This is a genomic window from Pontibacter populi (assembly GCF_019336435.1).
Lineage (GTDB): Bacteria > Bacteroidota > Bacteroidia > Cytophagales > Hymenobacteraceae > Pontibacter > Pontibacter humidus.
In genome coordinates this window covers 49,604-63,941 of record NZ_JAHWXQ010000005.1, presented here as the reverse complement: position 1 = coordinate 63,941, position 14,338 = coordinate 49,604, and the positions used below count along the sequence as shown (strand labels likewise).

The following is a 14,338-nucleotide window of genomic DNA, read 5'->3' as shown; positions in this document are numbered from 1 at the left end:
TGTCTTTATACGGCAATTAAGGCCGTTTAAGTTAATTCAGGAAACAGATCTTCCTCCATACTCTTCTACCATCTGTGTCATACGCTGTACAAGGCTGTTTTCATTAACCATCATGCTGGCCGGAAACCCGACGCTCAAGTCATTAATTACAAGGCTCTGCTCTGCTTCATTATAGTTGTACTTTGCTTTAACACCTTTTTCGTCAATGTTTCCGTCGTTACCCTGTAACGTAAGTCCCAATTGCTTTAATTTATCCTTTAACTGATTAAAAGCATCTGGACTAACACTTGTAAAATGGACTTGTCTAGCCATATATATGTTTGTTTAATTTTAGTTTGTAAATCTACACTAACGCGATAAATATATTATTTGTTAATGTATAACTGCGTGAATTTTATCTTTAAAAACCCATTATGGTTAAATTGGGCACAATTTTTTTCAAAAGTATTTGTTTTTACTATTAAGACTCTTATATTTGCACCCGCAATACAGCAATTACGGTCCGTTCGTCTAGGGGTTAGGACACCAGATTTTCATTCTGGTAACAGGGGTTCGATTCCCCTACGGACTACACAATAACCCATCAAAAACTGCTTATTTCATCAAATAAGCGGTTTTTTTGTTTCCAGAGTAACAGGAAAGTAACAAAAAAGATTATTTGCGCTGTTACTCGCTTTTTCTTCTCCTGTTTTATGTCCTGCCCGATTAGCATTTTCTTTATAATTTCGGTGCTAGCATCATCAGCTCTGACTGCTTTACTCAAGCCTATCCCCGCTCCATATAGGGTTGCCAGCTGACGATCAATACCTTTTCTTCTTCAAGCAACAAGTAGCTTTCAGAGATGCAGTGTTTTGTTATTAGCACAGAAAGTCAATCGATGTACTTGCTGCTTAGGAAACTGGAATCTGTAGCCCAATTATGGCTGGCGCAAAAGATGCAGGTGAAAGAACGACGGGTAAGAAAGTGAACTGCGTCAGCCGGATTTAATCCAGCTCGACGTTCCATCTCCTCCAGCCACCGGTTAGCCGTCCGACATGAAACTGTGTTTCAATCTCCCCAACGACCGCTTAAACGAGGCCGTTGGGGTAAACTTTAAATATGGAAATAGCTTCAATAATAGTGTTATTAATAATGGTAGTAGGTCTCCAACTAACTGTTTTGTTCCGTTCTTTATCTAGATAAACCTAATTGTAGGGGTGGTTTGACGCTAATGAATTGGATGGATTTGCTATTCATGTAGACCTGGGACCTGAGCACTTCTTCGTCAACCTTAAAGTCTATGGGTTTGATGGGGACTTGAATTTGGTCTACGGTGTACTCACCGCTTGCATTCCCCATAAGAAGTAACTCTTGCTCCGGAGCTAAGGTCACCATGCCTAAAAAATTGCCAGCCATAGCTGACACTGTACCAGCGCTTATTATGGTTCCAAATATTGGACATTTAGGTATAAATGTACGATTTTGTATTAAGCTGTGTAGTGGGCTTGGGGAAATTGAAGCTTTATAGGCAATCTTGTCTGGCTTAACAATCAAATTTAATTCATCGCCCTTGCGTATAGAGGTAATTCCAATTTTATAGTTGGAGGTTGGAATTCTTACTTTAAAGTCACTATTTTCCCGATTTCTGAAATCACTATGGCAAAAGAAGATATGCCCTAGGTCGAGGGGCTGTAGTACTAACTCCGACTTTACTTTGGCGTTTAAGTCTCCCGAGTAATTGAGAGTCATTTCTGACAAATCTTCATTAAAGCTGAAAGCATTTAGGTTAACCTGGGCTTTCCCATTGCCTGAAACGCCTCCCTTGAACTTCCCTAGAGCTAAGAAGTTATTGGCATTTCGCAGCAGGTCACAGGAAGAGATTCTGGCCAACATTTCTGTTTCATGTGCTAGTTGAGCAGCTTTACGAGCTGCTTGCCATATGACTCTTTCAGCTTCTCTGTTAGCTATGCAGAGTGCCTTTGAAGCTTGACAAGGTTGGTTCCACCATTCACAACTCCAATTACAGCTGGCACCATTGAAGTCGGGATACCTGAAAGGTTCTCTCACCTGTTGACAATCTATATCATTCTTTTTGGCCTCCAATCTTTCGTTGAACGAAAAGGATGGTATAGTGAAGTCCTGTCTCAGTACGATAGGTTTTGAGAGCGATTCATTCAAAATGCTAGCTATTTCGGCTTTGCTTATGCTAGCTGAGATGGACGTACTGTCTCCAATTGCTTCAAAGGTGTCCAACCAAACCGTGTCAAATTTTGCATTATAAGTGTTGAAAATTGCAGCCAACTCATCTAGCTTTCTTGGCTTGGTGGATGTAGGTGGAATCGGATGGGCAACAGGCTTTTCCTTTGATACTTCCAACAACACAGAAATGCCATCTTGCCTGAGCCGAATCGCACTTCTTTTAGTATGGCGAGTTACAGTGAAAGTATCAGCAATCACTTCAGTCTCGGGGTTTTTAATTAGCTCTCTTGGACTGAACTTATAGGACTGATTATATCCCGCATAGATGACGGTGGGCTTTTTAAGTAGCTGTCCATTGATGTTTTCAATGTAGTTCCTCAATATTGCAGCAATAGCTGCTGCAAGCGCCTTCTTTGCCAAGCCAGGCTTCTTTGTGAAGTCGATGCTTTTAATATCCACTGCACTCAGGGCACTTCTCAAGTAAAGAGAGTCTAGTTCGGTGGAGACCGCCGTTGCGCCAGATATAACCCCTTTTATGTCGGCCTTGTATTTAGGAAGTCTTACAAAGAAATCGACGTTTACAAAAACCCCTTGCTTGTCGAAATTAATTTTGCTTTCGAATGATTGTAAGGTGACATCTTCGTTGCCTGCTCCTACAGCAGCCTTCTTTATCTCCTGCTCAACGCGTTTAATAATAAATTCATTATCAACGTGTAGGCTAATGTGTGGCTTTAGGGAGTCGAGTTCGAGTATACTTCTTTCAATCGCTGCATACTGTTGGTCTGTTGTGGTGAGTGGCGGGAATTTTCTGTTAATCAATGTTCTCAAAGGGCTGCACCCAAAGGCTGCTATTGAGAGACATACGAGCAAAAAAAATTGTAGAGTTTTAGCCATGGTGTTTTTGATTACATAGTGTTTCAAGATTACTAAAGGAGAACTAGTCTGGTTAATGGGTACCAAGTGACAACTGCTTAACTTTTAATTTTTCTAATATTAGCAATCTTATCAGCTAGAGTACTTTATAGATTTTGAACTATTACCTTTATCTTATAAAAATTATGATAAATCAGTTACCAAATACTAAATTTGAAAGTTTAATTCCACAATTTCAATACTTAGAACTAGGTATTTTTAGATTTATAAATTAGACTTAGCATGGCCAAGCATTCAATGACTAAGCATTTTTGTCAGTGAAAGTCTTAGTATTTATAATGGGCGTTATTATAAATAGGTGTGATTACCCCCATTTCTCGGATAGTCTAAAGTAGACTTTTCTACCTCAATATGTTCCTAAAGTATCTTCTTAATCCCCTTCCTTTCATTAATTATAAATGTGCTACAAAGTGCTGGATAAACGACAATATTACACTCATCTGCACTATGGATGTAATTGCTGCAGGCTCCTATCAAAACTTTCTTTTTGCCTTGAATTTAAGCTAGTTGATTGCAAAATATATTAAATTATTAATATTAAACATATGTTATATATATATTTAAAGATATAAATTCATTATTTAACCCATAGATAATAACCTTATGCAAAAAAAATTAATATTACCCCTAGTGTTAGGTGTAACAATTCTTATGCTTACAGTAAATATGGATGCTTATTGTCAAGAGCGAGAAAAAAGCCCTGAGGAAGTAAAGCTAGAACAAGAGGCTGCAATAGCAAGGCATAAAAAAGAAATAGCTGAAGCTGAATTAGAAGCTGCTAAAGCTCGACAAGCGGCTGCAATTTTAAATGCACCACTCAGCAACGAAGAAAAAGCTAAAGCTGAAACAGCTATTGCAAAAGCAGAATTAGAAGAGCTTCAAGCTAGGCGTGATATGTATAAAGGACCTGAAATCACCGCTCTATCAGGCAAAATTACCTCAAATGATGGTGTATTTATAGAGAGCCGGGTTTTAGCGCATAACTCTTTAGAAAGCACGTTTGATAAATTTGTTGATGTGTTCTCAAAAACAGAGGCAGGCAAAAAGGAAACTTCTACTTTTATAATTTATGACCCAACAAATATACCTGCGATAGAACTTTATACTTCTCTAACTGAACAGCTTAACTCATTAAATTCAACTTATGAAAAAGTTAACCAAGCTGCTGAGAATTTATTAAATCCTGAAAAGCCTCAATTTGTAGATCCCATAACAATGGGGTATGCTGCTGCTGGAACCCTTAAAACTATTGCTGAGTTAGCTTCTTTATTCCGCACTACGACAGAGTTTAAAAACTTTGATATGGTAAATGATGAATCTCTTGTAGTAGCAGTGTTAAGTAAATCAATTAGAAATAAACAGCAGAAATGGAAAGTATTTTATCCAGGTCTATTTCCAATATATACCATCAAGACGTCTACTAAACCTTCCCCTTTTATAGAGAAGTTAAATACCATTAATGCACAAAGTATGCGGGCAACTACTCACATCAACACCCTCAATGATAAAATAAAAGAATTGCAAAGTAAGCTATCAAGTGAAAAAAATGAAGCAAAGAAGAAGGCTCTTAAGGATCAAATTTCAAAACATTCAAAAATGGTCGCTGAGTTAACTGCAATTAACACTGCCAATACTCAGATAATGACTCTACTTTCATCAGAAGCTTCTGGTGTGAAAACATCAAACCATGCTTTGATAATGAGAGCAGAAAGGATAATGCAAAAGTTAAACGAACCTGATGTCTACACGCTTAAAATAATAGCAACTTCTAAGGGTAGTAACAAGATTACTGAGAATTTATGGAGGAGTTCTCAAATAAAGTATAGTGCAGGTACTGAATTAAGTTGCTTGGTGATAAACTCTGAAGGAGAAGTGGTTTTCAGTGAAAGCCTTTATGAATATAACCCTTTTACTAAACCAAAGAACATAAAAACAAGACCTAATTAGACATATCGATATTGTATATAAATTGTGTTAAACTTGCTTTAAGGCTATCTATATATAATATTGAAGTATTTTGATTAAAAAATTTGAGCGTAGTTGCCAGTTCTTAAATTATGATCAAAATAACTTTGGCGCGATATTGTCTTGTTTTTGTGAGAGTAAATTAGCACCTAAGAAATTACCACAGATCACACTCTAAGGCTGGGTCTGACCTGCTTTATCAAATCACTATTAGTTTTTAAATTAAAAGCTACGGCAAGCCGACAAATACACTTTAATTTGAATCATTTTGCATATAGATTCAAAAGTTGCATGTAATCTATTATACTAACAAAAAATAAGCCTGATAAGATATAAATTCTTGACAGGCTTATTTTTTGTTAGTATAATTTTGTCTGACTATAGTAAATTATCTATTTAAATTAGAGCTTGAAAATTTGATTAATAACTTTAAGAGTATTAAAACACCACTTTAACAAAACCTAACAACCTGCAGATGAATTATTTACCTCATTTTTAACGGCGACCATTTCCAGAAGTTTTAACCGTTACTTTATTCCTTTTATTTATACCTTTCGTAACCTTATGACTTATTTGTTTTGTTGTGGTTCTCAACATAAATGTATCACTTACTCTGATACCAACTTCTAATGCTAACCCATTAGCTAATGTCACAGCTTTGACGTCTTCAATTTCATATTTCATATCTAGCAATTTTAGTGGTAGTGCAAGATTAGAGACGTCATAAATTTCAATTCTTTTATTATCAAGTATTTTATTTACCAATCCACTTAAACTTATTGTAAAAGGTATTTCAAAAATTTTGAAACTAAATTTGAATGTATTAAAACGTGGAGCTACAAAAATTTTGTTGTTTTCAGGAAATAAATCGTATTGTGAGTCAGTCGATACTAATACTTCACCTAAACGGATATTTAGTTTTAAAACATTATGATGCCAATCCTGACCTGGTATTGGTACACGCCAAGAATATGGAATATGAACTGATAGATTATATACACTTACATTAAGATTATTAATCAATACAGGATTTCCTAAAATGATCCTAGGCCTATTCCATATATTAATTTCTAATCTTTTTAATTCAGGCTTACCAATTTGAATTACTTTAGCAATCTGAGTTTTGAACCATTTACCAATAGTCTTAGCGGCATTCCTCAAAACTCCACCTACTTTCTTAAAGAAAGATGAACCTAAGATTAATGTTTCTCTATCAAGTCTATTAATCGCTTGAGCTTGTCCTAAGATTATTTTTGCTTCTTGGGCAATGGTTTCATCTACACTAAAAACAGCTCCATTATTTAATACATATTCTGCTGCTAGCTCATTCCCAAATATGATCGAAGCTTGCAGTTCTTCTAACTTTGTATAATGTTTAATTTTCAGCTTTTCATCTTCACTTAATAATAAAGAATCTTTTTTCAGTAATTCTTGAAAGCCACCTTCATTAAACTCTTCTAATGATTTAGTAAATAAACCTTCATTTTTAGCGTCTTCATCTAAAGTTTTTAGAGCACTCTCTCCCAAATCATCAAGCTTTTGATCAAAGTCCAATAAAACTTGATTCACGTCATCTGCAATAATAGCTTCTTCTCTTAAATTAGATGATTGATCCCAAATAAATTTATAGGGATTAAAATCAATTCTATCCAATGTCCTTTCTACTAATGATTGATTAATTTTTAATGTAAATTCTGACATAGTTTTAAATTTTAATGTTGGTTAATATTATTTATAGTGACTACTTATCTGATCAAACCATATTTGAGACTAACAAACAGGCAGACTTAGAATATGAAAAAAATATTATTAAAGATTTTATATAGAAATTACTATAATTTTAAACCGTATTATGCAGAGGTTTTGTTGAGGCAGAGATCAGTTATTCAGAACAAGTGGTAGCAATTAACATTACTTATAATTATCTATTCTGTACGCATATATTATACAAAACACATAAAACTTAGCAATTTTTATAGCAAGCATCAATATTGACTTAGTCAATATATTTCAAAGCATTGTAAATAGATTTGAATTAGTCCTAATCTACCAGCCTTGCAACTCTATCTAACTTCCCCTATATTTACTCCTATTTGCTATTACAACTTTTACAACACCCACCTTGGAAAATTTTGAACAAGTGGAGCGTAGATTGTGGTCTGCTGCAGATCAGTTGCGCTCTAACTCTAAACTGACTTCTACTGAATACTATATGCCCGTTTTGGGCCTTATCTTTTTACGCCATGCTTACAACCGCTTTCTAAAAGTTAAAGGCGAAGTGGAAGCAACGCTGCCATCGCGTGGTGGTGTACCTAGACAAATTACCAAAGAAGATTTTACCCGTAAGAGTGCGCTGTTTTTGCAGGAGAAAGCACAGTACGAGTACCTGCTGAACCTGCCATCCGAAGTAGATGTGGCCGGGGCTGTAAACCATGCCATGGAGCTGGTTGAGAATGACTATGCTCCATTGAAAGGTATACTACCGAAGGATTACCAGATCTTTGAAACCGGTGTGCTCCGTAACCTGCTGAAGACCTTTAACGACCAGGCTCTGCAGGATGCTTCCGGCGATATGTTCGGGCGCATTTATGAATATTTCCTGATGAAATTTGCCATGCAGGGTGCCCAGGATAACGGCGAATTCTTTACGCCGCCTTCGCTGGTGCAAACGCTGGTAAACGTAATTGAGCCGGACCATGGCATTGTAACCGACCCTGCTTGCGGATCGGGTGGTATGTTTGTGCAGACAAGCCACTTTCTGGAGAAGGTAGGCAAACCGGCCCACGAAGCCGTTACTTTCTTTGGGCAGGAGAAAACAGGCGCAACTATACGCCTAGCTAAAATGAATTTGGCCGTGCATGGCCTGGAAGGAAGTATAGTCGAAGGCAACAGCTTTTATGAAGACCAGCATAACTTATTAGGCCGTGCCGACTTTGTGATGGCTAACCCGCCATTTAACGTAGACGAAGTAGATGCTGAAAAGATAAAGAACGACCCGCGCCTGCCGTTTGGTTTGCCAGGCGTGAACAAGCAAAAGAAAGTTAGCAACGGTAACTACCTGTGGGTTTCGTACTTCCATAGTTACCTGAACGCGACAGGCCGTGCCGGTTTTGTGATGTCGTCGCAAGCGAGTAGTGCGGGCAATGTCGAGAAAGAAGTGCGCCGTAAGCTGGTAGAAAGTGGCGATGTGGATGCCATGATCTCTATCCGCTCTAACTTCTTTTATACCCGTACCGTGCCTTGCGAACTATGGTTCCTGGATAAAGGCAAACCTGCCGAAATGCGCGACAAAGTGCTGATGCTGGATGCCCGTAACATATTCCGGAAAGTAACACGCAAAGTATACGATTTCTCGCCGGAACAACTACAGAACCTGACAGCTATAGTTTGGCTGTACCGTGGCCAGCAGGACCGCTACCTGAAACTGGTAAACGATTACCTGAACCAGGTTTGTGAAGAGGCCGCCAAAGTACCCGAGCAACTACAGCAATTTAACACTAACTTAATTGAGCTGGAAGGTGCTATTACAGCCTTCACTAAGCTACTCCCGGAGGCAGCTGACAGACAGGAACTAACAGCAAGTTATGAAGACTGGATGCTAACCTATGGCACCTACTCGCATGACCGTGCAGGCTTAACACAGGAACTGGAAAGTTACCGCAACAACTGGTGCCCGAATGTGCTGCAAAGCAACGAGTGGCAACACCAGGCGCAACAAGCCTTTGAGCCGCTAACTATAAAAGCGAAAAGTATAGCCAAGCAACTGGATCTGCTTTACAAGGGAATTACCCGCACCCTGGATGCCGCCCTGAAACTAAGCAAAGAGCATAACCTACAGATGCCAAATACTGGCTTTGGTTCTGTTGTACAGGTGCGTAAAGCGCTGGATGCAAAACGCCACGAAGCAGCCGAACAGCTTAAACTGCTGAACTACTTCCATAAGCAGGTGGTGTGGCTGCAAACACGCTTCCCGGAGGCGAAACTGCGCGACGTGGAAGGGCTGGTAAAGCTGACAACTATAGCTGAGATAGAAGCCAACGACTGGAGCCTTACTCCTGGCCGCTATGTAGGCGTAGCCCCACAGGAAGTAGACGAAGACTTTGACTTTGAAGAAGCCCTGCGCGACATACACCTGGAACTGGCCGGCCTGAACGAAGAAGCCACTGAACTGGCACAAACTATACAGCAAAATTTTGAGGAGTTGGGAGTATGAGAAACAGAGGTTGCCTAGCAGATATTGCTTTTGAAGTTCGTGATGGATTTATACCTAATGGGGATTCAGAAGTGTTACCATATATAGGATTAGAACACATTGAGCCTAATAGTTTAAAAATAACTTCAGTTGGAGAATCTTCTGAAGTTGTTAGCAGCAAGTATAAGTTTGCAGCAAGGGATGTACTCTTTGGCAAGATGCGTCCATACTTTAGAAAAGTTGCTAAGCCCAACTTTGACGGGGTGTGTTCTACTGAAATTTCAGTTATTAGAGCGAAGGAAGATGAAGATTCTGAATTTATTTTCTATTTCGTAGCGAACCAAGATTTTATAGACCATGCTACTACAAACTCAAAAGGTGATAGGCCAAGAACGAAATGGGAGCAGTTCTCTAAGTATGAATCTTTTGTTCCAGCGCCGAATGTTAGACGCAAAATTGGCAGTTTACTTTCAGCTTACGACGACCTGATAGATAACAATCTGAAACGTATTGCCCTGCTGGAAAAATCTGCGAGACTGCTGTATGAAGAATGGTTTGTGCGCCTTCGCTTCCCCGGCTACGAACACACAACTTTAGTTGATGGCGTGCCGGAAGGTTGGAGCTTTGGTAGAGTTGGCGATTTAGCAAAAGTGCAATCTGGGTTTGCTTTCAAAAGTAAAGACTGGCAATCAGACGGTAACCCTGTTTTAAAAATAGCTAACATTGATGGTAACACTATTGACACAATTAATTGCCAATGTGTGCATGACAATGTAGCTGAAATGGCTGTAAAGTTTAGACTTAATGCGGGTGACCTTCTTATCGCAATGACAGGAGCAACGGTAGGTAAAATCGGTATAATGCCCCGCACTAGACAGAATTTTTATTTGAATCAACGCGTCGGAATTTTTAAATCTAAGAAGGTTTTAAATCCAACTTCCTTCCTATTTAGTTTTTTCAATACTGAATATGCACAAGTACAGATACTAAATTATGCTGGTGGTGCAGCTCAACCAAACATTAGTGGTGGTCAAATTGAAGGCATTGAAATGCTTATTCCTAATGACACGATACTTAAAGATTATCTAGACATCACTGCAAGCCTTTTTGAACAAAGACTTGTACTAATTGAGCAAAACCAAAAACTAAAACAAGCCCGCGACATTCTGTTACCGAAACTGATAAACGGAGAAATAACCGTATGAGCCAACTAAACGAAGACAAACTGGTACAAGCTGAAGCCGCCAAACTTTTAGAAGAACTTGGCTGGGAGAACGTGTATGCTTATGATAAGGAAGAGATAGGTCCGCAAGGAAAATTGGGCCGAATTTCTACGAAAGAAGTATACCTGGTGCGCTACCTGCGCCAGGCCCTGCTAAAGCTTAACCCCGGTTTGCCCTTCGAGGCTTACGAAGCTGCCATACGCCAGATTACCCAAACCCGTGCCGGCCATAACATTGACATCCGCCTGAACCGCGAAAAGTATAACCTGTTTAAAAACGGCGTAATAGTAGAGTACCGCACCGCATCCGGCGAACTTAAAAAGCCCCGCCTGCAGGTCTTTGATTTTACTAATCCGGAAAACAATCATTTCCTGGCCGTACGCGAACTAAAAGTTAGCGGCACCATCTACAACCGCCGCCCCGATATTATCGGCTTTGTAAACGGCATACCGCTACTCTTTATAGAGCTCAAAAACATCAACGTCCACATAAAAGACGCCTACAGTAAAAACTTTTCCGATTACAAAAACACCATTCCGCACCTTTTTGATGCCAACGCTTTTGTAGTTATCAGCAACGCCGAGCACGCCAAAATAGGCTCTGTCACTGGCAAATACGACCACTTTAATGAGTGGAAGCGCCTGATAGAAGACAAGGAAGAAACCGAAAAAGTACAGTTGAACACGCTGCTGCGCGGTGTCTGCACTAAAGCCAACTTCATGGACCTGTTTGAGAACTTTATTTTGTTTGACGACAGCAAAGGCAAGCTAGTAAAAATTGTGGCTCGTAACCACCAGTTCCTGGGCGTAAACAATGCTATAGAAGCAGTTCGTAAACGTGAGTTTAACAATGGTCAGTTAGGAGTTTTCTGGCACACGCAAGGTTCCGGAAAGTCTTACTCCATGGTGTTCTTTTCCGAAAAAGTACACCGCAAACTAAAAGGCAACTTTACCTTTTTAGTTGTTACCGACCGCACCGAACTGGACGACCAGATCTACCGCACCTACGCCGGTTGTGGCCTGGTAGATAATGACTCAAGCCAATGTATACCAAAGTCCGGCAAAGACCTGCAAGAGCTGTTTAAAGCCGATAAGCCGTACCTGTTCTCGCTCATCCACCTGTTTAATCAGGAAGTAACTAAAGAAAGCGCCTACTCTAACCGCTCCGATATTATCGTTATTTCAGACGAAGCACACCGCAGCCAGTATGGTCGCCTGGCCCTGAACATGCGAACCGCTTTGCCATACGCTAACTACCTTGGTTTTACCGGCACTCCCCTGTTTAAAGACGATGAAATTACCAGCCGCATATTCGGAGATTATGTATCTGTCTATGATTTTCAGCAGGCCATGAACGACGGCGCCACCGTGCCCCTGATCTTTGATATTCGCGGCGAAAAACTACAGATAACTACCACCGAGATAAACGAAAAGATAGCTGAAAAGCTGGAAGAGATAAGTCCAAACCTAAGCACCGATGAAAGTGCACTGTTGGAAAAAGAGCTATCCCGCGAATACCACATTGTTACCGCCGAAAAGCGTTTAGATGCCATTGCCCGCGACTTTGTAGACCACTACACCACCCAGTGGGAAAGCGGCAAAGCCATGTTTGTGTGCCTAGATAAAATTACCACCGTGCGCATGTATAACCTGGTGCAGAAATACTGGCAACTGAAGAAAGACGAACTTCAGGCAAAGCGCGAGGCTAGCAACAACCAGATAGAAATACAGGAACTAAAAGCCCTGCTGGACTGGATGCACGAAACCGATATGGCGGTGGTAGTAAGCGACGAGCAAAACGAAGTAGAGCGCTTCCGGGAGCATGGCTTGGATATTATCCCGCACCGTACCAAAATGAAGCTGGGATTTGAGACACCAGACGGCAAACGCCTAGACCTGGAAACCGCTTTCAAGAAAAATGATCATCCTTTCCGGGTAGCCTTTGTGTGCGCCATGTGGCTGACAGGTTTTGACGTACCAAGCCTATCTACGCTATACTTAGATAAGCCCCTGAAAGCCCATACGCTTATGCAGGCCATTGCCCGTGCCAACCGCGTGTACGAAGGTAAAAACAACGGTTTAATTGTAGACTACTGTGGCATCCTGAAAAGCCTGCGCGAAGCCTTGGCAGTATTTGCAGTGGGTACTTCCGGCAGAACAGCCACTACAGACCCGGTAAAGCCAAAAGAAGAGCTGCTGAAAGAACTTGCTACCAGCATCAGCATGGCGCGTGCCTACCTGATTGAGAAAGGCTTTAACTTGGATAAGATTTACGACAAGAGCGGCACCTTTAAACAGGCTGATTCTATTATTGAAGCCAAGGAAGTTATCAACTATAGCGAGGAAACCCGCAAGCATTTTGAGATCCTGGCTCGCGAAGTGTTCAAAAAATTCAAAGCTTGCTTAACGATAGATGGTGTGCTGGAATATCGCGCAGAGCACGACGCTATCAGCATCATCTACGGCAGTCTGCAAAACGACAAAGAGAAAGCCGACATCACGCAGATACTTAGAGAACTACACCAGATTGTAGACGATGCCATCTCCCCTGTCTGGCAGGTAGGCGAAGATGCTGACCACAAGCTGTACGACTTAAGTAATATAAATTTCACAAAGCTCAAAGAAGAGTTTGAGAAGTCTAAGAAGCGCAACACCACTGTACAGAACCTAAAAAACTACATTGAGCAGAAACTGGCTAAAATGATGCGTCAGAACCCGCTCCGTACAGACTTTTACAAGCGCTACCAGGACATTATAGCAGACTACAATTACGAGAAGGACCGCCATGTGATAGAGGAGACCTTTGAAAAGCTGATGGATTACCTGAAGGACCTGAGCGAAGAAGAAAAACGTGCAGCCCGCGAAGGCCTGAAAGAAGAACACTTGGTACTGTTTGACCAACTGCTGAAACCGAATCTTGAACTAGCTGACCGTGAACGCATCAAGAAAGTAGCCAAAGGCCTGCTAGATGCCCTGAAAGAGAACAAAGAGAAGTATGACAACTGGCGCGAAAAAGAAGCATCACAAGCCGACATAAGCACCTTTATCTATAACTACCTATACGACGAAAACAAAGGCCTACCAGAAGCCTTTACGCCAGAAGAAGTGGAAGAAAAATCGAAGCAGCTCTATGGGTTCATCTTTGATCATTACCCGAGTTTTGGCAGAACGGTGGCTGCATAAAGTAATAAAAAGCCCTTCTACACGAAGGGCTTTTTTGTGGTTAGTTCTGGCTTACAGTAAACTCAAAGTATTTGAAACCATCCCCAAATCCAGGAATTGACTCTTCACCGATTTTATCCAGCTTAATTGTATAGTTTTCACCGTCAACGGCAACAATATGCTGGTTTTTGTCTGTGAAGTTAAACTCCAAGGTTTGCGTGTCAGCCGTAGAAGTAGTAACCATTACTTGTCTTACTTCAATTCCAGGCTGGTCATCCTTAGCTTTGTAATCCTGTATATTCGGAAACAACTGAATAATAACACTTTCAGATGAATATTCTCCACCCACTGTCATCACAAAATTCTCTACCGCTTCAATGTTTGGCGCTGAAGGGTTAAGCGCTAGTTTTACTTTTTTCATATAATAATATTATGTTACACCCTACTAAGATCAACTTGTTTGCCAACCACATGAAAGTATGTTAATAAATACATTTAACGATGTAGAATATTCTAGAATTTAAACTCTAAAAGAGCAATGACTCTTTTCCATAATATACTTGTAGATAACATCTTAACCTTTTAAATATAGTTCTAACATCTATCGATTCACTTAAGCATAAATTATTTTATGAGATTAATAATTTTGAATTAATCTAAATTGTTTTTGTATTTTTCTGCCAAAA

At 40.1% G+C, this 14,338-nt stretch carries 8 protein-coding genes and 1 tRNA gene; 5 read left to right on the top strand and 4 right to left on the bottom strand.

Annotated features, from left to right (window positions below; translation table 11 throughout):
- Positions 1-36 precede the first annotated feature (36 nt).
- Positions 37-312 carry a hypothetical protein gene (locus KYK27_RS15645; protein ID WP_199111237.1) on the bottom strand — a complete coding sequence of 92 codons (276 nt, stop codon included), beginning with the start codon at positions 310-312 and terminating at the stop codon, positions 37-39.
- Positions 313-499: 187 nt separating this feature from the next.
- Between KYK27_RS15645 and KYK27_RS15640 the strand changes: the two genes are divergently transcribed.
- Positions 500-571: transfer RNA gene (locus KYK27_RS15640), tRNA-Glu, on the top strand.
- A 599-nt stretch (positions 572-1,170) separates the two neighbouring features.
- Here KYK27_RS15640 and KYK27_RS15635 read toward each other — a convergent pair.
- Positions 1,171-3,072 (bottom strand): hypothetical protein, encoded by a 1,902-nt coding sequence (locus KYK27_RS15635; protein ID WP_199111236.1) that lies wholly within the window; start codon positions 3,070-3,072, stop codon positions 1,171-1,173.
- 642 nt (positions 3,073-3,714) lie between these two features.
- Here KYK27_RS15635 and KYK27_RS15630 point away from each other — a divergent pair.
- Complete coding sequence (locus KYK27_RS15630) at positions 3,715-5,058, top strand: hypothetical protein (RefSeq protein WP_199111235.1); 1,344 nt, start codon at positions 3,715-3,717, stop codon at positions 5,056-5,058.
- A 513-nt stretch (positions 5,059-5,571) separates the two neighbouring features.
- Here KYK27_RS15630 and KYK27_RS15625 read toward each other — a convergent pair.
- Complete coding sequence (locus KYK27_RS15625) at positions 5,572-6,777, bottom strand: hypothetical protein (RefSeq protein WP_199111234.1); 1,206 nt, start codon at positions 6,775-6,777, stop codon at positions 5,572-5,574.
- 421 nt (positions 6,778-7,198) lie between these two features.
- On the opposite strand from KYK27_RS15625, the gene KYK27_RS15620 reads away from it, so the two are divergent.
- From KYK27_RS15620 to KYK27_RS15610, 3 genes are read left to right on the top strand one after another with little or no spacing between them, the layout of a single operon-like run.
- A complete protein-coding gene (locus tag KYK27_RS15620; protein ID WP_233150479.1) occupies positions 7,199-9,289 on the top strand; it encodes a type I restriction-modification system subunit M in 2,091 nt (696 codons plus the stop codon).
- Positions 9,286-10,473, top strand: a complete 1,188-nt coding sequence (locus tag KYK27_RS15615) for a restriction endonuclease subunit S (protein WP_199111233.1) — start codon at positions 9,286-9,288, stop codon at positions 10,471-10,473. The genes KYK27_RS15620 and KYK27_RS15615 overlap by 4 nt, the downstream gene beginning before the upstream one ends.
- Positions 10,470-13,673 carry a type I restriction endonuclease subunit R gene (locus KYK27_RS15610; protein ID WP_199111231.1) on the top strand — a complete coding sequence of 1,068 codons (3,204 nt, stop codon included), beginning with the start codon at positions 10,470-10,472 and terminating at the stop codon, positions 13,671-13,673. Before KYK27_RS15615 ends, KYK27_RS15610 begins: the two co-directional genes overlap by 4 nt.
- Positions 13,674-13,713: 40 nt before the next feature.
- Here the strand turns inward: KYK27_RS15610 and KYK27_RS15605 are convergent, their stop codons facing one another.
- A complete protein-coding gene (locus KYK27_RS15605; protein WP_199111229.1) occupies positions 13,714-14,073 on the bottom strand; it encodes a hypothetical protein in 360 nt (119 codons plus the stop codon).
- Positions 14,074-14,338 lie beyond the last annotated feature (265 nt).